Origin of the sequence: Streptococcus oralis (assembly GCF_004127215.1) — a bacterium.
Classification (GTDB): Bacteria; Bacillota; Bacilli; order Lactobacillales; family Streptococcaceae; genus Streptococcus; species Streptococcus oralis_BD.
Genome location: NZ_QEWJ01000008.1, coordinates 1 through 20,162, shown reverse-complemented (window position 1 = coordinate 20,162; position 20,162 = coordinate 1). Strand labels below are relative to the sequence as shown.

Below are 20,162 nucleotides of genomic sequence, written 5' to 3'. Positions count from 1 at the left end.
ATGACTTATTTCTGTTTTTCTTTGTGGCGCTCATAAGCCTTGACTTGTCGTTGAATTTCTTTTCTAATAGCAGCTTCTGGAGCATACTTCTCCTCCCAGTCATCTGGTTTTAAGATTTTATGCGTAACTGGATCAAAATGTGCTTTTCCATCAGGGAAGATTTTCCCCATATTCGCTTCATGAACAATATCAAAGATACGTTCCGGATCCACTCCCATCAAGACAAAACTACCATAGGTAAAGTAAAGTATATCAATCAAGGCATCGACTTGTCCAATCAAATCTTTTTGGGCCGGTATCTTTTTCACCACTTTCTCTGCAGCCTTATCAATCGCCTCATGCATACTTGCAAGCGACTGCTGGAATTCTTCCTCTGAATAACTTGCTGCGCGAACAAACTCCACTAATTCTTCAATTTTAAAGTCTGCACGGTGGGTTGCCCCTTCAACATCCCAGGCCTTAGGCTCTTCTTGGGTTCGTTCATCCATCGTGTGGTGGAAGGTTTTGACCTTATTGAAGTGGTAGTCCCGACTGACAAATACCTTTTCTGCTGCTAAAACACCAAAATGCTCGAGCGCCTTGTGGATACCATCTTGTTGGTTACTTGCAGTAATGTGCTTAGCAACTTCTTTGACGCTGCTACTGCCATTTCCCATAGCCACAGACATGCCGACACCTGCCAACATTTCCAAGTCATTGTCTGAATCTCCGAAAGCCATGACTTGGTTGAGGTCAAAACCATACTCTTTCCCAACTAGACGAATACCTTCTAATTTCGAATTCCCTTGGTTGATGATATCTGCAGCGAAGGGATTGCTTCGAGTCAATTTCAAATCTTCAAAATCACTTGCAACTTTCTCAGATTCTTCAGGAGTCATCAGCATTAACACTTGATAGATTGGCTCATTAATCAAACGAAGCAGGTCATCTTCCTTTTGAGGGACTGCCTTGCTAACCATTCGATTAAAGGAACGGCTAACGGTTCTTGTTAAGACAGTCGGGATAAAACGGCTAACCAGCTGTGAAAAGGATCCGAGACCAAAGGACATAATTTTGGAGCCAACAACTGCATGCTCGGTTCCAAAAGCAATTTCTTTACGCTCCTTTTTAGCATAAGCAATCAGTTGACGTAGACTTGACTTAGCAATCGGGCTAGCAAATAAGACTTTTTCTTTATTAAAAATATATTGTCCGTTATAAGTTATTGCAAAATCCAGATCTAAATCCTCCATCAATTCCTTGACAAAGAAAGGCCCCCGTCCTGTCGCCACTCCAACAAGCACCCCTTGTTCTTTCACAATCTTAATCGCGTCCTTAGTGGATTTCAAAACACTCTTACGATCGTTGACTAGCGTTCCATCGATATCAAAAAAAACAGCTTTGACTTCCATCCTATCCCATTCCCCCCTTTTGTGTTACAATGATTATACCATATTTCAGAAAGAGTGAGTAAATCATGACTAAGAAAATCCTTGTTTTACATACAGGTGGGACTATTTCTATGCAGGCAGACGCTTCAGGCGCTGTTGTGACCAGCCAGGACAATCCCATGAACCACGTCACCAATCCTCTTAAAGGGATAGAAGTCCATGCGCTCGATTTTTTAAACCTTCCGAGCCCCCATATCAAACCCAAACACATGCTAGCCCTCTACCATAAGATTAAAGAGGAAGCAGACAACTACGATGGGGTTGTCATCACACATGGGACAGATACGCTAGAGGAAACTGCCTACTTCCTTGATACTATGGAAATCCCGCACATGCCTATCATTCTAACAGGAGCTATGCGTAGTTCTAACGAACTTGGTAGTGACGGTGTATATAACTATCTGAGTGCTTTACGGGTTGCCAGCGATGATAAAGCAGCCGACAAGGGCGTTTTGGTCGTCATGAATGATGAGATCCATGCAGCCAAGTATGTTACCAAAACTCATACAACCAACGTCAGCACCTTTCAAACCCCAACACACGGACCACTTGGTCTCATCATGAAGCAAGAAATCCTCTACTTCAAAACAGCCGAACCACGAGTCCGCTTTGATCTTGATTGCATACAAGGTCTGGTTCCCATCATCTCAGCCTATGCAGGTATGACAGACGAGCTGATCGATATGTTAGACATGGAACAACTGGATGGCTTGGTCATTCAGGCTTTTGGAGCAGGTAATGTTCCCAAAGAAACAGCTCAAAAGTTGGAAAATCTCCTCCAAAAAGGGATCCCCGTCGCCCTGGTTTCACGATGCTTTAATGGTATTGCCGAGCCCGTCTACGCTTACCAAGGGGGAGGGGTTCAATTGCAAGAGTCTGGCGTTCTCTTTGTCAAAGAACTCAATGCTCAAAAAGCTCGACTCAAATTATTAATCGCCCTTAATGCTGGACTAAAAGGACAGGCCTTAAAAGACTATATGGAAGGCTAATACTCTTCTCTAGAACACAAAATCAGGAAATCGTGAAGATTTCCTGATTTTTTCTATTTACGTTTTCGTGTAGAGCGACGTTCTGTCAAACCATGAGGCAAGAGAACTTCACGTTCTTCCAACTCTTCCTTATGCATAATCTTAGTCAACATACGCATGCTGATAGCGCCTAGGTCATAAAGAGGTTGGGCAATAGTTGTCAAGTTTGGACGAGTGTATCGTGCAATTTGAGAGTCATCCGTCGTAATGATTTCAAACTCTTCTGGCACAGATACACCATGGTCAGCCAAACCATTCAACACACCCGCTGCCAATTCATCACCAGTCACAACTGCAGCTGTGGCTTGTGATGAAATCAAGCGTTCTGCCAAGGTGTAACCATCATTATAGCTATATTTAGACTCAAATACCAAGCCCTCGCTATAAGAGATTCCTGCTTTCTTCAACGCTTCCTTATAACCAATCAAACGAACCTTGCCATTGATATCATCAACAAGTGGTCCACTCACAAAAGCAATTTTCTCATTTTCTTTGAGAAGGTAGCTCACTGCGTCAATCGTCGCTTGTTTGTAGTCAATATTAACGCTTGGCAACTGGTGTTCGATATCCACCGTCCCTGCAAGGACAACTGGTGTCCGAGAACGGGAAAATTCTGAACGAATCTTTTCAGTCAAGTGATAGCCCATAAAAATAATTCCGTCAACCTGTTTTGAAAAGAGAGTATTAACTACTGAAACTTCTTTTTCATCGTCTTCATCACTGTTGGCAAGGACGATATTGTACTTATACATCTCTGCAATATCATCAATCCCCTTGGCTAGGGTTGAAAAATAGCCATTGGTGATATTTGGAATCACAACACCAACTGTAGTGGTTTTCTTGCTGGCCAATCCACGCGCTACCGCATTTGGACGGTAGTCAAGACGATCAATCACCTCTAGAACTTTTTTACGAGTATTCTCTTTGACATTCTTATTTCCGTTCACTACACGGCTAACAGTTGCCATGGAAACACCCGCTTCACGAGCAACGTCATAAATCGTTACTGTATCGTCTGTGTTCATTCCGTTTCCTTTCTGTATTGAAAATTTCGCTTTCACGCACCTGTTTACTCCATTTTATCACTTATTGTAAACACTTTCAAGTATTTTTTAGAGAAACTTTGAAAAAATTTCATTTGATACTCACATTTTAAAAAAAGGAAGAAACTTTTCTTGATTTTTAAATCAGTTTGCTGTATGATAAGAAAAAAAAGGAGGGAGAGGCTATGGCTTTTACAAATACCCAGAGACGTTCGGCCAGTTTTGGCGTTGTGACCAGCTTGCCTGATGATGTCATTGACTCTTTATGGTTTATTATCGATCATTTTTTGAAAAACGTCTTTGAATTAGAAGAAGAACTCGAATTTCAACTGCTCAATAATGAGGGAACCATCACCTTCCATTTCTCTAGTCAGCATCTGCCGACTAGTATCGACTTTGATTTTAATCACCCCTTCGACCCTCTTTACCCTCCTCGGGTTCTTGTTTTAGACATGGACGGGAAAGAAACCATCCTCCTTCCTGAAGAAAATGACCTTTTTTAAAAACTCTAGCTTCTCGGCGCAAACTACTGAGGAACTAGAGTTTTATTTTTCTAATAAATGGAGCGACTAACAACCAGACCATTGGGTTTTGTATACTCTAAGTCAAGGTAATCCTGGTAAGTACCTGGTACGATGAAACCTTGGGGACTCAATATATCAGTCCCAGCTTTTCCCACGATTGAGTCTGCCAGCAAGACACAATTGGTACTGAGAACAAAGTAGGTCTTAAACTCAGATGAGCTAAATTTATAGAGGGTCGCATCTGCTTCCTGTTGCAGTTGGTAGGAGTAGGTATGCTTGACCTCGCCCTCTCTTCTTTTCATCAACTGCGAGCTTGGCTCCCAAGGAATTAACAAATCTTCTATCTCTGCCAAACGAGCTTGGATAGCAGCTTTCTGTCGGTCTGTCAAACTCAGACCATAAGCAAACAAGGTCTTCTGACTTTCCCTCTTACAAAGTTCAATGTATTTTTCCCGATCGGCTTTAAACAAAACACCGTCTCCAACCATGCCGAATAAACGCTCTGAGTGGGGATCATACGAACCATAGGAAATAACCCTCTCCTGATAACAAATATCCACATGTCCCATGGCAAGGAAAAAAGAGGTTTCTGAAGTATGGACAAAAACTTCCAGATCAACCGTCTGGTCGTTTTTTCTTTCTGAATGAACTTCTCCTTCTTGGCTTTCATGATTTGACAGCCACTCATTCAATTTGCGTAAGGTACTGATAGGGATCAGAGCCGTCATAAAGATCGGTAAGGTCATTCGCATTCGCCGTTTCAGCTTAGGATTGCTTTCTATCCTCTCAAAAAAGAAACCGTCCCGAAGACTGCTGGCTCCTAGCATGAGCAAGTAAAATCCAAGCAAGAGCAATTCAAAATTCGCCGCATCGTGAAAAGGAGAGATGCTATAAAGACCAAATCCTATCATCCATACAGCATCAAAGAGATGATGAAGCCGAGGATGAATGGCATTTTTTCGATAGAGGGACCAGGTCACAAGACTAATGGCGCCCGTAAACAGCTGGTAACTCGCAATGATAAAGACCAGGAGATAGAGGGCAAGGTCTTGCAAAATGATAGAGTCAAATACGAGAGCCGCAACCATCAGCTTAGCCAAGATTACAAGGATGTTTTCCCTACGTTTTTTATCCTGAAACCAGCGAGTCAACAAGTGCCAAACCGCTGACAAGGAAAAGTAGCCCATCAGCAACTGGTACCCCATCCGTGGAACAACTTGTCCAAAACGAATCAAAAGAATCCCTAAAATAATAGCAAGCAGTCCCTCCCCGATGCTCTTCCACTTGCTATAGGTCTCAGAAAGTTTAGGCATCGCCTTGCTCCAACTGATTAAGCAAGTAACGAATTGGTTGCTTTAAGATCGGATGGATAAAATGGGGAGCTATTTCCACTAATGGTTCAAGGACAAAGAGGCGTTCTGCTATATAAGGATGAGGCAAGATGAGGTCGTCTGTATAAATGACCTGGTCCTCCACAAAGAGCAAGTCCAAATCAATCAAACGAGGCCCCCAATGCACCTCTCGAACCCGTCCCATTTCTGACTCAATACTTAACAAGGTCTCTAACAAGACTGGTGCTGGTAGCCATGTTTCCACTTCAATCACCTGATTAGCAAAACTATCCTGCTCCACACCACCCCAAGGCTCCGTCGTCAAGACACTGGACTCTTTGAGAATATGGATGCCGCGAGCTCGCAGTTTATCGATAGCTTGTTCCAAGTTCACCTGCTTATCGCCCATATTGCTTCCTAGAGCGATAAAGGCACGTTGCTTACAGCGATGAATGGTCACTGAGCAGGTATCCAACGGCAAATGCACTGGAGCCCAAGGTTTTTTGAGTTCCAACTCAATTTCTTGGACAAGAGGATAGACCTCAAAGGTGCGTTCAACTAGTTTGTAGGCTACTGTTTCAATCAAATCCTCAGTGCTTTCCTGAAACCAAGTCGTCCACTGTTGGCAAAGTTCTCCATAATGGACAGAAGAAGCCAAATCTAACTCAGTCGCTGCCTTTGTCATATCATAGGATAAGTTTGCGGAAATAACAAACTTCTGCCCCAATTCTTTCTCACTTGGAAAGAGGCCGTGGTATGCAAATATTTCCAAATCTTTAATCTGCAGTTGATCCATAACTAGTCCTTTCTAGAAAAATCCGCATAAAGCGGATTCTTTTATAGTCCCATTAGACGATAAGCCTGGTCTCGGAGATCCTTATCCGTCTCAAATAGGCCACGAGCTACTGTCGTCAAAGTTGCAGTGCCTGGTTTTCGAACACCACGCATGCTCATGCACATATGCTCTGCTTCAATGACAACAAAGGCTCCCTTAGCCCCTAGATACTCCATCAAGGCATCAGCCACTTCAATATTCAAACGTTCTTGAATCTGTGGTTTTTTAGAATAGACTTCAACTGTACGCGCTAGCTTGGACAAGCCTGCCACACGACCATTTGGAATGTAGGCAATGTGCGCTCTCCCATAGAAGGGCAAGAAGTGGTGTTCACACATGGTGTGGAAAAAGATATCCTTCTCCACTACCATATTGTCGTCAATAATCTCAAAGGATTTTGACAAATGTTCCTCAGCAGTTTGGCCAAGACCTGAAAAAATCTCTTGGTACATACGAGCTACACGAGCAGGTGTTTCCTGTAATCCCTCGCGGTTAGCATCCTCACCAACGGCCTCGATAATCATTTTTACAGCCGTTTCAATCTTTTGTGTATCCATTCTCGTTCTTCCTCTCCATCAGATAGGCTCTCACTTGGCTCAAGAAATACAAGGAACCCGTGACAATCCTAACTGTTTTTTTCCCTTCTTTTTTATCTGTCAATTTCTGCTCTAGAAAATCCTGCCAACTTTGGAGGCTGAGATTTCTAGACTTTGCTGTCTCTTTCAATACGCTCTCATCAGTCGCCCGACTATCATCAAAATGTGTCAGAGTAAGCTCGGTATCTGGCATTGTCACTAGCAAGTCCAGCATATCCTCCAAGGCCTTGGTTTTGATACAAGTAAAGAGGATTTCCTTGTGATAATTCGCAAAGCGTTCTTGCAGGGTGGCCAATAAAGCCTTGATAGCATGGGGATTGTGGGCCCCATCCAAAATCAGCAAGGGGTCACTAGACAAGACCTCCAAACGCCCTGGCCATCTTGTTTCTTCCAAAGCTTGAGCAACCAAGGTATTAGCTGGTAAGGCTCGACCATCTTCTTGACAAAAAGTATCAAGTAAAGCTATGGCCATCCCAGCATTCTCTATTTGGTGCAAACCAAGCAAACCTGTCTGGAAGCAAGCTTGTCTGACAGCACTTGTATAGTCAAAGGCCTCACCCGTTACCACACTTTCTTGATAACGAACCTGATAATCTGTCCCATACACAATTCTCGGCGCATCTTTCCCTTCCGCAATGCGGTCAATAACAGCCAAGGCTTCTGGAACAATGTGACCTGTCACCAAGGGAATACCTTGTTTGATAATACCAGCCTTCTGCTCTGCTATGGCTTCCAAAGTATCACCAAGTAGGGCTACATGGTCCAATCCAATAGTCGTAATTCCTGTCAGAATCGGCTGACAGACATTGGTACTATCCAGAAGTCCACCCATGCCGACTTCCATGATGGCCACATCAACTTTTTCAGCGGCAAAATAATCATAGGCTAGGGCTGTGATAATCTCAAACTCGGTCGTTCCTTGTAAAGCAAGGCCCTTCTCCCCCTCAAGTAACGACTCATAATCTGCCATCATGGCTTCTAGCCTCGCCTCGGGGATGGATTTCCCATTGATGCTAATCTGGTCTGTGTAATGAATGAGATAAGGCGAGCTAAAGACTCCAACTTTCAACCCCATCTTTTCCAGCATGTTTTTTAGAAAAGTAATGGTAGAGCCCTTGCCATTGGTCCCTCCAATATGGATGACCTTGAGTTTGAGATGGGGATTGCCTCTTAGCGTCAAGAGTTCCACCATTCTCTCCAAACCAAAATGCGGTTGGTCTGTCCGATAGTGGGCAATCCACTGATTGTTTTGAATTTCGTTCATCTTACTTGTATTGTTTTAAATCTAGATTTTCCGCTTCATCAGCCAAACGAATGGCGGAGGCAATTTCAATTGCCATCTTGTGACTAGCTACATCGTGCACGCGCACCACTTCTACACCCTGTCTCGCAGCGATACTCGTTACATGAGCCGAAGCCGTGTCCCGATTGCGGAAACCGACTTCTGTCTCAGGATTGACTTCGAAGCCATTCTCCTCAAGGATATTGATAACAAATCGCTTGCGCGAAACTCCAAGAAAGATTGGATAGCCTTGCTGGTGTAGTTTATCCAGGTCACGTAAAAGGACCAGATTTTCCTTCTTGGTCAGACCAAATCCAATTCCCGGATCCAACATGATCTTATCTCTTGCTATCCCAGCTTGATTCGCTCTCGCTAGAGCTCGTTCAAAGAAAGCCGTCATCAAATCTTCTACTGGTAGTTGTTCAAGGTCAGCTAACTCTTTCTCTGTAAATGCTTGTCCAAATCCAAAACGAGGAAATATCTGCGAGCTAGGGTGTTGAGGTCGAGCCATAACTGGATTAAACATGATGACCACTTGTGCTCCCGCTTTGGCAACCACATGAGCCATTTTTTCATCACCCATGAGGCCAGTGATGTCATTTACCAGATTGGCACCAGCAGCCAAAGCAGCCTCTGCTACCTGACTCTTCCAAGTATCGATGGAAATGAGGACATCACTTTCCTTGCGAATAGCTTTGATAACTGGAAGGACACGCTGGATTTCCTCTTCTATCTCTACATAGCTGCTGCCCGGACGAGTCGATTCTCCTCCGATATCTAGCATACTAGCTCCTTCAGCTATCAATTTACGGGCTTGCTGGAGCGCCTGCTCAACAGCAAAAAACTGACCACCATCCGAAAAGGAATCTGGGGTTACATTGATAATTCCGCAAATGGCTGTTTTTGCCTGACTAGCTTTATTAGACATAGGGTCACTCCTCAAAGTTTTTCACCACATTATTTCTCTATTTTACCATAAAAAGAAAAAGATGGATACGCTAGTATTCATCTTTCTTTTAGGAACGGATAAATATCATCCTAAATCAGACTTATATAGTGAATCCTAAAATAATAGCTGGTCCATGCCACATTCCATAACTAAACATGCTTTTGGACTACTAGTCTTGATAGTTTATCATCAAAAAAGAGAGAACTATAATTGTTCTCTCTATGCAGAAATTTTCTACTTCTATTATTGGCTACTGGAAGCCAGTCCGCCAAAAACAGAACAGTTACTCCTCTTTTGAATGAAAATCAATCCAAATTACATGATACCGAAGTAACGAGCTGCGATACCTACTGCAAAAAGGGCAAGGATGATTGTGATTGGTGATACTTTTTTCTTAAGCAACCACATGCAGAGGAAAGTAAGGAGAAGTCCCATCAATCCTGGAATTAATGAGTTCAACTGACCTTGGAGAGTTTGTGGTTGAACGCTATCCAAGCTCAAACCACTAAGAGCTTGACCAAGGATACCTTTCAATTCTGAACCTGTTACTGCACCTTCTGGGAAGTTGATGTAAGCACCTTCAGCCAATTGTTTACCTGGAAGGTTAACAGTAAAGTTGATAGACACCCAACGTTGTACAAGAACGGCAAGGATGAACATACCAAGGATAGACGCTCCTTTAGTGATGTCTTTCAAGATACCACCAGACATGTCTTTAGTGATTTCAGATCCAGCTTTGTAACCGAACTCTTGTGTATACCATAGGAAGGCCATACGGATGGCATTCCATCCAAAGAAGAAGAGAAGGGGACCAACAAGGTTACCAGATGCAGCAAGTGATGCACCAAGGGCTCCAAGAATAGGACGAACTGTAAACCAGAATACTGGGTCACCGATACCAGCAAGAGGTCCCATCATACCGATCTTAACCCCTTGGATAGCCGCGTCGTCGATTTCAACACCGTTAGCGCGTTCTTCTTCAAGTGCAAGAGTAACCCCCATGATTGGAGCAGCGACGTATGGGTGAGTGTTGAAGAACTCAAGGTGACGCTCAAGAGCAGCCGCTTGGTCTTCTTTTTTAGTGTACAATTTTTTGATAGCTGGGATCAAAGAGTAAGCCCAACCCAAGTTTTGCATACGTTCATAGTTCCAAGAACCTTGAAGGAATTGTGAACGCCACCAAACTTTTTGACGATCTGATTTTGATAATTGAATTTTTTCAGCCATGATTGTTCCCCTTTCTAGTAGTCTTCTAGGATATCACCGATTGGGTCGTTAGAAGTTGCAGCTCCGCCGCCACCGTTTCCACCTTGTTTTGAAAGGTTGAGGTAGATGAAGGCAAGGGCAACACCGATGACACCAAGGGCAATCAAAGTCAATTGAGAAATTGCTGCAAGAGCGAAACCGATAGCGAAAAATGGCCATACTTCACGAGTTGCCATCATGTTGATAACCATAGCGTAACCAACGGCAACGACCATAGCACCACCAACAGCCATACCACCATTCAACCATTCTGGCATCAATTTAAGAGCATCTTGAACGGCAGAAGCTGGGATAGCGATAAGGAAGGCTGCAGGGATTGCAATACGAAGACCTTGAAGAAGAAGTGCGATAAAGTGAGCACGTTCAACAGCTGCAATATTTCCTTCTTTAGCGGCAGCATCTGCAGTGTGAACCAAACCAACTGAGATTGTACGAACAATCATAGTCAAGAAAAGTCCAGCTACGGCAAGAGGGATAGCTGTTGCTGTTGCAACGGCGATACCTTCAGTAGTAAAGTTACCACCTTTGATCAAGATAATCGCTGCAGCAACAGATGCAAGAGCAGCGTCAGGAGCTACGGCAGCTCCGATGTTAGCCCAACCAAGGGCGATCATTTGAAGAGATCCACCAAGCATAACACCTGCTTCGAGGTTACCAGTTGCAAGTCCGATAAGGGTACATGCGACGATTGGTTGATGGAATTGGAATTGGTCGAGGATACCTTCAAGACCTGCAAGGAAGGCAACAACTACAACCAAAATAGCAGAAATGATTGAAATATCTGACATGGTTTTATTCCTTTTCTATATTAATTATAATAAAGTTTAAAATCTTTCTTCCAAGAGTTCAAGAGAAGAAGATTCTAATTATTGAACGTTCGCTTTGTTAATCAAGTCAAACAAGTCTTTTTTCGTGTCATTTGGTACTTTACGTACGTCAAATTCAACACCGAGGTCGCGCATTTTTTCAAATGTTGCAACATCATCTTTATCCATAGACAAAACGTTGTTAATCATTGTTTTACCTGTTGAGTGAGCCATAGAACCAACGTTAAGGGTCTTGATTGGCACGCCACCTTCGATGGCACGAAGGGCATCTTGAGGTGTTTCAAACAAGATAAGAGCATGTGTGTTACCAAAACGAGGATCTTTTGCAACCTCAATCAATTTTTTGATTGGTACAACGTTGGCTTTTACTCCGTTAGGAGCTGCTTGCTTGATCAATTCTTTACGCAATTCGTCGTTTGCAACGTTATCTGAAGCAACGATAATACGATCTGCTTTTGAATCTGGAGTCCAAGCAGTGGCAACCTGACCGTGAAGGAGACGAGTGTCTAGACGAGCAAGGTTGATTTTTAGTTTACCGTCACCGATAACAGTTCCTTCTGGAATAGCAGCTTGGGCAACTGGAGCAGCTGCAGCACTTGCAACTTCCTCAACTGGGTTAAGCTCTTCTGGAAGAGCTTTGATGCCATCTTTGGCTTCTTTAATGATATTTGCAGCGACTTTATCCACACCTGCATTCGCGTCCATCAGGCGCTCTGTGTAGGCTTGGATCAACATCGGTAAGTTCAGTCCTGTGATGATGGCAAATTTACGCTCAGGATTTTCTCCCATCACGCGGCTAGCTTGGTTGAATGGAGATCCACTCCAAAGGTCAGCCAATACTAGAATCTCATCTTCTGCGTCAAATGCAGCCACAGCGTTGTTGAATTTAGCGTAAAGATCATCTGGACCTTCATTTGGCATAAAGGTTACAACTTGAACCTTTTCTTGTTCACCAAAGATCATAGATCCAGACTGATGAATACCCGCAGCAAATTCGCCGTGGCTTGCAATAATGATTCCGATACTCATTATTGTCATTCCTCCTTTAAAATGTTTGACTGTATGTTTAAGAAAACTTTAAGCCTAACTTTAAGTATAAACCGTTTTCAAACAAAAAGCAACCATTTCTTATAGATATGTGTTAATTTTCAATGAAAATCCATTTACAAAATGTTAATATATAAAGAATTTTTAAAGATGTATTCAAATAAAGAACTAAAATTTAATATAAAAACAATGAAAACGGGCTGTCTTTTTGAAAATGAATTGAAAACAAAACGAAAGACTGCAAGTGAGCAATCTTTCGTTTCCCAATTTTATCATTAACTTAGTGTGTAAAATCCAGTACCATACGTCCTTGGATTTGACCTTTTTCCATTTCATCGAAAATAGCTACAGCATCTTCTACTGGACGTTTTTGAACTACGGGTACTATCAGACCTTCTGCCCCGAATTGGAAGGCTTCTTCCAAGTCTTTACGAGTTCCAACAAGAGAACCAATCACTTGAATTCCATCTAGAACAGTTTTTACGATGCTAAGATCCATCATTTCAGAAGGAAGACCAACAGCTACTACGCGACCACCAGCACGAACGGAATCAACGGCTTGGTTGAAGGCAACTTTAGACACAGCAGTTACGACAGCTGAGTGAGCTCCTCCATTTGTTTTTTCTTTGATAAGTCCTGGAACATCTTCAACTTCTAGTCCATTGATAATGATGTCTGCACCTACTTCTTTTGCAAGAGCCAGTTTGTCGTTGTTGATATCAACTGCGATAACATGAGCGTTGAATACTTTCTTGGCGTATTGAACGGCTAAGTTACCAAGGCCACCAGCACCATAGAGGACTACCCATTGTCCTGGTTCAACTTTTGCTTCTTTAATAGCTTTATAGGTTGTTACACCAGCACATGTGATTGAAGAAGCTTGGGCTGGATCAAGTCCATCTGGAACTTTAACAGCATAATCCGCTGTTACGATACATTGTTCTGCCATACCACCGTCTACTGAATATCCAGCATTTTTCACCGTACGGCAGAGAGTTTCGCGACCAGTTGTACAGTATTCGCAAGTACCGCAGCCTTCGAAGAACCAAGCAATGCTGACACGGTCACCAACTTTAAGGCTTTGGACATCTGGAGCAACTTCCTTAACGATACCAATACCTTCATGTCCTAGAACACGACCAGGCACTTGACCGAAGTCCCCATGAGCAACGTGAAGATCCGTGTGACAAACCCCACAATATTCCACTTCAACAAGCGCTTCCCCAGTTTTAAGTGGGCGGAGTACTTTTTCTTCAATGACAACACCAGTGCTTTCTGGATTTACAACAACAGCTTTCATAGCTATCCTCCTTGATATTTTCTGAGAACAGAGATAAATAGACTGGATTGATTTTTGCGTCAAATAGAGTCAAATTGCTGAGCTCTCTTGTTTATTCTATGTGTATTATATCACAAATGAAAGCCTTTTCCAAGCATTTGAATGTGAATTCTCAAACAATCGATTAACTGGTTGACTAGACTGTGAAAAAAACACAAATACTATTGGTAGAAAATCTTCATAATTATAAAAGCGCCTAATGTTAAGCATTTAAAGAGCTAGATATTAAGCGTTTTGTCTTAAAAAAATTTACTGGATTGTCTTTTCAAATTGAATCTTCCTCAACTCCCAGCATGTATTACAAAAATAAAGCTCGGAGAGTTTTTGCAACTCCATCTTGGTCATTTGTCAATGAAATTTGTTCATCTGCATAGGGTAAAAGATCAGAATTGGCATTTTTCATGGCATATCCCTTGCCTGCAAAAGCCAGCATTTCTCTATCATTTTGCTCATCGCCGAAGGCAATTAAGTCTTTTTTATCACGATTCATCACGTTGAGCAAATATTCGAGGGCAAAGGCCTTGTTGACTCCTTTGGGTGTACATTCGAGAATATTGAGGGGGCCTCCCCAGGTATTGATCGCTAGTTGGTGCTGGTAAAAGCGATTCATCTCGTCAGCTAGGGCGTATTTGTCCTCAGCCCTTGTTTGTAGAAGGATGCAGTTTGGGTCCTTGGTCACCAGTTCAGGCTTGAATTGATTTTCGGGCTGGAAATTTTCCACACCAAATAATTTGGGATCTGCGATTTCTTCATTAGGAGCTGTGATATAAAATTTCTTACGGTATTCTCCTGCAATAAAGTCTGCTTGGATATCCTCTTTGCGTTTGACCATATCCAAGAGGTATTTTTTGTCCAAGGTCAAGCACTTCTCATGCGCCCAAGCCTGTCCTGGCAGATGAGTAAGGGAACCGTTGAAGTTGATCATAGGTGTGTGCAACTCTAGTTCCTGATAAAATTCTTTTGCCATACGATAAGGACGACCTGTCGTGATGACAACATGGTGTCCCTTTTCAGTAATTTTTTTGATTGTCTTTTTGGTAAAATCGGAGAGCTTGCTTTCACCATTGAGCAGGGTTCCGTCCAAATCGACTGCGATAATTTTTTTAGTCATATAAACCTTCCTAGTACATTCCAGATAAGATGTCTACTATTATATCAAAAAGAAAGAAGAAAAACAGGCTCAAAACAAAAAATAAACATTTCATTTTGTTAAATAAATCAAACAAACATATTGAAAAGGTGAATGATAAATGATATAATACTCATATTGTTCGTAAAAAAACAAAAGGAGATTTATAATGGACAAACTATTTAAACTAAAAGAGCACGGGACAGACGTCCGTACAGAGGTGCTTGCTGGTTTAACAACTTTCTTTGCAATGAGCTATATTCTCTTTGTAAACCCACAAATGCTTGCGCAAACAAACATGCCTGCCCAAGGTGTATTCTTGGCAACGATTATCGGTTCTGTAGTCGGTACCTTGATGATGGCTTTCTATGCTAATTTGCCGTATGCACAAGCACCAGGTATGGGATTGAACGCCTTCTTTACCTTTACAGTTGTATTTGGGATGGGCTATACCTGGAAAGAAGCTCTTGGTATGGTCTTCATTTGTGGAATTATTTCACTGATTATTACCTTGACAAATGTTCGTAAAATGATCATCGAATCCATTCCTACAACACTCCGTTCTGCCATTTCAGCTGGTATTGGTGTTTTCCTTGCCTATGTAGGGATTAAGAATGCTGGTCTCTTGAAATTCTCGATTGATCCAGGTACTTATACTGTAGCAGGTGAAGGAGCAGATAAGGCTCAAGCTGCAATTACTGCAAACTCAGCAGCCGTTCCAGGCTTGGTAGACTTCAATACTCCAGCAGTATTGGTGGCTCTTGCAGGTCTGGCTATTACTATCTTCTTTATTGTTAAAGGCATCAAAGGTGGAATCATTCTTTCTATCCTTACAACGACTGTTCTTGCTATCGCTGTTGGTGTTGTGAAATTGTCAGGGATTGACTTTGCTAGCAACAATCTTTCATCAGCGGTTAATGATTTAGGAACTTTGTTTGGTGCTGCTCTGGGTTCAGAAGGTTTAGGATCTTTGATATCAAACACTTCACGTTTACCAGAAACCTTGATGGCTATTCTTGCCTTCTCACTAACGGATATTTTTGATACAATAGGTACGCTTATCGGTACTGGTGAAAAAGTTGGTATCGTTGCGACAAGTGGGGAAAACCATGAGTCAGTTAAATTGGACAAGGCTCTTTACTCTGACTTGGTGGCGACTTCAGTAGGTGCCATTGCAGGTACTTCAAACGTTACGACTTATGTTGAGTCTGCGGCGGGTATCGGTGCTGGTGGACGTACTGGTTTGACGGCCCTAGTTGTTGCAATCTGTTTTGCTCTCTCTAGCTTCTTTAGCCCACTTCTAGCGATTGTTCCGACAGCTGCAACAGCGCCAATTTTAATCATCGTCGGAATCATGATGCTTTCTAACTTGAAAAACATTCCTTGGGATGATATGGCTGAAGCGGTTCCTGCCTTCTTCACATCTATCTTTATGGGATTCAGCTACTCTATCACACAAGGGATTGCTGTTGGTTTCTTGACTTATACCTTGACAAAAGTTGTCAAAGGTCAAGCCAAGGATGTGCACGTGATGATTTGGATTTTGGATGCCTTGTTCATCCTGAACTATATTAGCATGGCGCTATAAATGGTATAATAGAAAAAGGGGAGACTCCCCTTTTTAATTATAAGGAGGTACATCATGAAAGATAAGACGATTTGGCAAGAGGTTTTGAACAGAGGGAAATGGGTGCTCATCCTTTTGGTGGCTTTTATTCTATCGCAAGTTCCCATAGGACTAGCTGCTTGGCTTGCAGTTAAGGAATTTCCACTTTTACAGTCAGGACTCTTCGTTGCCGCCCTATCCATTGTCGTTTTGATTGTATTCATCATTGGCGCTCGAAAAACCAAGCTTGCCAGCTTTAATCTATCCTTTTTTAAGGCTCAAGACTTGGCTCGCCTGGTGTTGAGTTATCTAGTAATTTTTGCAACCAATCTATTTGGTTCAGCTTTGCTTCGCATGATGAATGAGACGACAACCAGCAATCAATCAGCCATTAATGGTTTTGTTCAAAACAGTTCCTTGATTTCAACTTTTTTCTTGCTAGTCTTGATTGCGCCGATTTGTGAGGAAATCTTGTGTCGGGGGATTATTCCTAAAAAAATCTTCCGTGGTAAGGAAAAAATTGGCTTTGTTGTTGGGGCAATTGTCTTTGCCTTACTCCATACACCAACCAATCTACCCTCTGTGATTATTTATGGAGGGATGTCTACGGTTCTGACTTGGACAGCCTATAAGACAGAACGTCTAGAGATGTCGATCCTACTTCATATGATCGTTAATGGTATCGCTTTTAGCTTATTAGCCCTACTGGTTTTGATTAGTAGAAATTTAGGTCTATCTTTCTAAACAAGAAAATTCCATATTTCCAGTTGATTTTTTTATATTAATAAATTGCAAGAATAAGTGCAACATTTACTTGAACTCATCCTCTAGAGCTTCACAAGCCGTTCTGTAAGCTAAACATTTTCGTGGTCGGTGATTGATATCATATAAAGCCTTGTTTAAAGCCTCATAAGAGATAGTGGCTAAATCTGTTTTCTTTGGGAAATATTCTCTTAGCAAGCCATTTGCGTTTTCATTGCTTCCTCTCTGCCAGGATGAATAGGCGTCCGCAAAGAAAAAGGAAATTCCTAAGTTTTCTACCATAGGATAGCAGGCAAACTCTTTTCCTCTGTCTGAAGTGAAGGATTTAAGAGCCTCTTTTGGAAATAGCCTACAAAGTTGTTCGATGGCTGAAAACATGGATTTGGCTGTTCTGTCTGGTATCTTGAAAGCTAAGTAAAAACGAGTTTTTCTCTCTAGAAAGGTCGCTAAACACTCCTTGCTTTTGCCTCTGGAAGACACTACAGTATCAAGCTCCCAGTGGCCAAAAGTTTCACGATTCCTCTTTAGGACGTTTGGCAATCGACCTGCCAATCCTAAATCTTCCACGTGTTTCTATGGGTTGTCGAGTTTTTCCTTTACGACGAAGGACACTCAAATCCAGATCAATCAAACCAGCATAGAGCCAGTTATAGATTGTTTTAAAAGCTACCATTGGCTTTTGTTCAAGCTGATAGCGGTCACAAATCTGTTCAGGCGACCAGGAGGATTTTAAACCGTCCTCAATTTCCTTTTTCAACGTTGGTGTCAAACGAGACTTCCTACCTTTTTGCTTAGCCCTGTGGTCATACTTTTCCTGTGCTAGGGCTGCGGAGTAACCATTTTGGCATCGTCTTAACTCTCTTAAAATGGTAGACTTATGGACGCCAAGTTTACTTGCAATTTGGCAAGGTTTCAAACCTAATTCCAAGTAGGTTTCTATCTTTATTCGGTCGCTTATGGTAAGATGGAAGTAGCTCATAGTTTTTCCTCGGAATTCTGTTTGTGTGGTTACTTACAGTTTACACCAATGAAACGCTATGAGTTTTTTTGTTGCACTATATTTTACAATTTATCTATTATAAATAGTCAGCACTTAAAGTGAACTGCACCCCAAAAGTTAGACAAGAAAATCTAACTTTTGGGGTCTTTTACTACGCAAGAAACTTATTCGGATAACGTTAAAATCTATGAACGCCGAAAACCAGTTCAAAATTTCGCACAGCATTCAAAGAAATTTTCTGTGAATGTTTATGTACTAAACTACATGATCAGATTGATTGAACATTACAGAATAAAAATCACAAAAAAGAGGAAATACAGCTACTACTCTCCAACAATTTTTAAGAGTGTAAGGTTATTCAAGCCACCATGCCTTGCAAAAGAAATAACCCAGACAACAACATCATGAAATCCTTATTTAGCATTCTTAAGTCTGAGGATATGAGAAGACATTTCATTCATTTAAGCAATTAGAACATGCAAATTGTTGACTACATTGACCACTAATATGATCTCAACAGATATTCTAAACAGACCCGAAAGCAAATGAAGAATATGACTTTCAAAAAACTTCTAAGGTTCCTTACCTTGAAACGACTGGTATGCCTACTAAAATTCTCCTGAAAAAGCGTCGTTTCAAATGCTATCAGTGCTCAAAAATGATGGTCGCTGAAACTTCTCTCGTCAAGAAGAATCACCAAATCCCTCGTATCATCAATCAAAAGATTGCTCAAAAGTTGATTGAGAAGACTTCTATGACCGACATTGCCCATCAACTTTCCATCTCAACTTCAACTGTCATTCGCAAGCTCAATGGCTTTCACTTTGAGCATGATTTTTCTCGTCTACCAAAGATTATGTCTTGGGACGTTGAAACAGTCAGGGGAGTGACTGTTTCAATCGGGAGATGAAGATGAGTTTCATTGCGCAAGATTTTGATAAGCTCAATATCATCACTGTTCTCGAAGGCAGAACACAAACTATCATTCGAAATCACTTTCTGCGCTACGATAGAGTTATTCGTTGTCAGGTGAAAATCATTACTATGGATATGTTTAGTCCTTATTATGACTTAGCTAGACAACTTTTTCCAAACGCTAAAATCGTTCTGGATCGCTTTCACCCTTCGTTATTATATTTCTGAACTCAGGCTAAAACAGTCCACTGGACTGTTTTACTCTAACACTTAAGTCGTGCTATGAGTCGTTTGCGTGTCCAAATCATGAATCAGTTTGAGCGAAAATCTCATGAATACAAGGCTATCAAGCGTTATTGGAAGCTCATTCAACAGGATAGCCGTAAACTGGGCGATAAGAGATTTTATCGTCCTACTTTTCGTATGCACTTGACAAATCAAGAGATTCTAGAAAAACTTCTCTCTTACTCTCAAGAACTACGAGAACATTACGAGCTCTACCAACTCTTACTCTTTCATTTCCAAGAGAAACAGGCTGACCATTTCTTTGAACTCATTGAAGATACCATTTCGTGTGTGAAGCCTATCTTTCAAACTGTTTTTAAGACCTTTTTGAAAGTTAAGGACGAGATCATGAACGCACTGGAACTGCACTACTCAAACGCAAAACTAGAAGCTACTAACAACCTCATCAAAGTCATCAAGCGCAACGCTTTCGGCTTTCGGAACTTTGACAATTTTAAAACTAGAATCCTCATCGCTTTGAATATCAAAAAGGAGAGAACTGATTTAGTCCTCTCCAGAATATGACTTTTTGGTAACCCACTACAGTTGACAAAGAGCCCAAAAAGGAGAGAACCAACAAGGTTCTCTCCTGAGTATAGTCTCAATTTACAACTAATAGTTGTTAAAGACTCATAGAAATACAATGACACATCTTCTGAAGAAGAATATGATCGGGAAGACAGGATTCGAACCTGCGACACCTTGGTCCCAAACCAAGTACTCTACCAAGCTGAGCTACTTCCCGCGTTAAATAAAAAAATGCACCCTAGAGGAGTCGAACCTCTAACCGCCTGATTCGTAGTCAGGTACTCTATCCAGTTGAGCTAAGGGTGCTCATCATTATATGCCGAGGACCGGAATCGAACCGGTACGATCGTTACCAATCGCAGGATTTTAAGTCCTGTGCGTCTGCCAGTTCCGCCACCCCGGCCTCTCTAAGCGAACGACGGGATTCGAACCCGCGACCC

At 41.9% G+C, this 20,162-nt stretch carries 16 protein-coding genes, 3 tRNA genes and 2 pseudogenes; 5 read left to right on the top strand and 16 right to left on the bottom strand.

Annotation, left to right across the window (positions count from 1 at the left end; translation table 11 throughout):
* Positions 1 to 5 precede the first annotated feature (5 nt).
* Positions 6 to 1,391, bottom strand: coding sequence for a Cof-type HAD-IIB family hydrolase (locus tag DF216_RS06940; protein ID WP_129326375.1), 1,386 nt, complete (start codon positions 1,389 to 1,391; stop codon positions 6 to 8).
* A 65-nt stretch (positions 1,392 to 1,456) separates the two neighbouring features.
* Between DF216_RS06940 and DF216_RS06935 the strand changes: the two genes are divergently transcribed.
* Positions 1,457 to 2,419 carry an asparaginase gene (locus DF216_RS06935; protein ID WP_129326374.1) on the top strand — a complete coding sequence of 321 codons (963 nt, stop codon included), beginning with the start codon at positions 1,457 to 1,459 and terminating at the stop codon, positions 2,417 to 2,419.
* A 53-nt stretch (positions 2,420 to 2,472) separates the two neighbouring features.
* Here DF216_RS06935 and ccpA read toward each other — a convergent pair whose 3' ends face one another.
* Entirely contained in the window at positions 2,473 to 3,483 is a 1,011-nt protein-coding gene (gene ccpA, locus DF216_RS06930) for a catabolite control protein A (protein WP_125827916.1), read from the bottom strand.
* 203 nt (positions 3,484 to 3,686) lie between these two features.
* Here ccpA and DF216_RS06925 point away from each other — a divergent pair, with 203 nt between their 5' ends.
* Positions 3,687 to 4,004 (top strand): DUF960 domain-containing protein, encoded by a 318-nt coding sequence (locus DF216_RS06925; protein ID WP_000886039.1) that lies wholly within the window; start codon positions 3,687 to 3,689, stop codon positions 4,002 to 4,004.
* Between the two features lie 50 nt (positions 4,005 to 4,054).
* Here the strand turns inward: DF216_RS06925 and DF216_RS06920 are convergent, their stop codons facing one another.
* From DF216_RS06920 to DF216_RS06875, 10 genes are all read right to left on the bottom strand, one after another.
* On the bottom strand, positions 4,055 to 5,338 hold the full coding sequence (locus tag DF216_RS06920) for a DUF308 domain-containing protein (protein ID WP_129326373.1): 1,284 nt from the start codon (positions 5,336 to 5,338) through the stop codon (positions 4,055 to 4,057).
* Positions 5,331 to 6,152, bottom strand: coding sequence for a 2-amino-4-hydroxy-6-hydroxymethyldihydropteridine diphosphokinase (folK, locus tag DF216_RS06915; protein ID WP_125827918.1), 822 nt, complete (start codon positions 6,150 to 6,152; stop codon positions 5,331 to 5,333). Before folK ends, DF216_RS06920 begins: the two co-directional genes overlap by 8 nt.
* Before the next feature lie 41 nt (positions 6,153 to 6,193).
* Positions 6,194 to 6,748 carry a GTP cyclohydrolase I FolE gene (gene folE, locus DF216_RS06910; protein WP_129326372.1) on the bottom strand — a complete coding sequence of 185 codons (555 nt, stop codon included), beginning with the start codon at positions 6,746 to 6,748 and terminating at the stop codon, positions 6,194 to 6,196.
* Complete coding sequence (locus DF216_RS06905; RefSeq protein ID WP_129326371.1) at positions 6,729 to 8,051, bottom strand: bifunctional folylpolyglutamate synthase/dihydrofolate synthase; 1,323 nt, start codon at positions 8,049 to 8,051, stop codon at positions 6,729 to 6,731. The genes folE and DF216_RS06905 overlap by 20 nt, the downstream gene beginning before the upstream one ends.
* Position 8,052: 1 nt before the next feature.
* Positions 8,053 to 8,997, bottom strand: a complete 945-nt coding sequence (gene folP, locus DF216_RS06900) for a dihydropteroate synthase (RefSeq protein WP_084971025.1) — start codon at positions 8,995 to 8,997, stop codon at positions 8,053 to 8,055.
* A gap of 336 nt (positions 8,998 to 9,333) precedes the next feature.
* The gene (locus DF216_RS06895; protein WP_129326370.1) at positions 9,334 to 10,245 is read right to left on the bottom strand and encodes a PTS system mannose/fructose/sorbose family transporter subunit IID; all 912 of its coding nucleotides are present in this window, start codon (positions 10,243 to 10,245) and stop codon (positions 9,334 to 9,336) included.
* A 14-nt stretch (positions 10,246 to 10,259) separates the two neighbouring features.
* Positions 10,260 to 11,072, bottom strand: coding sequence for a PTS mannose/fructose/sorbose transporter subunit IIC (locus DF216_RS06890; protein ID WP_129326369.1), 813 nt, complete (start codon positions 11,070 to 11,072; stop codon positions 10,260 to 10,262).
* A 78-nt stretch (positions 11,073 to 11,150) separates the two neighbouring features.
* Positions 11,151 to 12,140 carry a PTS sugar transporter subunit IIB gene (locus DF216_RS06885; protein WP_129326368.1) on the bottom strand — a complete coding sequence of 330 codons (990 nt, stop codon included), beginning with the start codon at positions 12,138 to 12,140 and terminating at the stop codon, positions 11,151 to 11,153.
* A gap of 298 nt (positions 12,141 to 12,438) precedes the next feature.
* Positions 12,439 to 13,458: an alcohol dehydrogenase AdhP gene (gene adhP / locus DF216_RS06880; protein ID WP_125827923.1), complete on the bottom strand. Its 1,020-nt coding sequence runs from the start codon at positions 13,456 to 13,458 to the stop codon at positions 12,439 to 12,441.
* A 337-nt stretch (positions 13,459 to 13,795) separates the two neighbouring features.
* A complete protein-coding gene (locus tag DF216_RS06875) occupies positions 13,796 to 14,608 on the bottom strand; it encodes a Cof-type HAD-IIB family hydrolase (RefSeq protein WP_129326367.1) in 813 nt (270 codons plus the stop codon).
* 187 nt (positions 14,609 to 14,795) lie between these two features.
* On the opposite strand from DF216_RS06875, the gene DF216_RS06870 reads away from it, so the two are divergent.
* Positions 14,796 to 16,214 (top strand): NCS2 family permease, encoded by a 1,419-nt coding sequence (locus DF216_RS06870; protein WP_129326366.1) that lies wholly within the window; start codon positions 14,796 to 14,798, stop codon positions 16,212 to 16,214.
* A 54-nt stretch (positions 16,215 to 16,268) separates the two neighbouring features.
* Positions 16,269 to 16,976 carry a CPBP family intramembrane glutamic endopeptidase gene (locus tag DF216_RS06865; RefSeq protein ID WP_129326365.1) on the top strand — a complete coding sequence of 236 codons (708 nt, stop codon included), beginning with the start codon at positions 16,269 to 16,271 and terminating at the stop codon, positions 16,974 to 16,976.
* Between the two features lie 66 nt (positions 16,977 to 17,042).
* Here the strand turns inward: DF216_RS06865 and DF216_RS06860 are convergent.
* Positions 17,043 to 17,973, bottom strand: a pseudogene (locus tag DF216_RS06860) (IS30 family transposase).
* Between the two features lie 568 nt (positions 17,974 to 18,541).
* Between DF216_RS06860 and DF216_RS06855 the strand changes: the two are divergent.
* A pseudogene (locus DF216_RS06855) lies at positions 18,542 to 19,719 on the top strand (ISL3 family transposase); the annotation flags it as partial.
* A gap of 146 nt (positions 19,720 to 19,865) precedes the next feature.
* On the opposite strand, the gene DF216_RS06850 reads toward DF216_RS06855, so the two are convergent.
* From DF216_RS06850 to DF216_RS06840, 3 genes are all read right to left on the bottom strand, one after another.
* A tRNA-Pro gene (locus DF216_RS06850) sits at positions 19,866 to 19,939 on the bottom strand.
* 15 nt (positions 19,940 to 19,954) lie between these two features.
* Positions 19,955 to 20,028, bottom strand: a tRNA-Arg gene (locus DF216_RS06845).
* An 11-nt stretch (positions 20,029 to 20,039) separates the two neighbouring features.
* Positions 20,040 to 20,125: transfer RNA gene (locus tag DF216_RS06840), tRNA-Leu, on the bottom strand.
* Between the last annotated feature and the right edge of the window lie 37 nt (positions 20,126 to 20,162).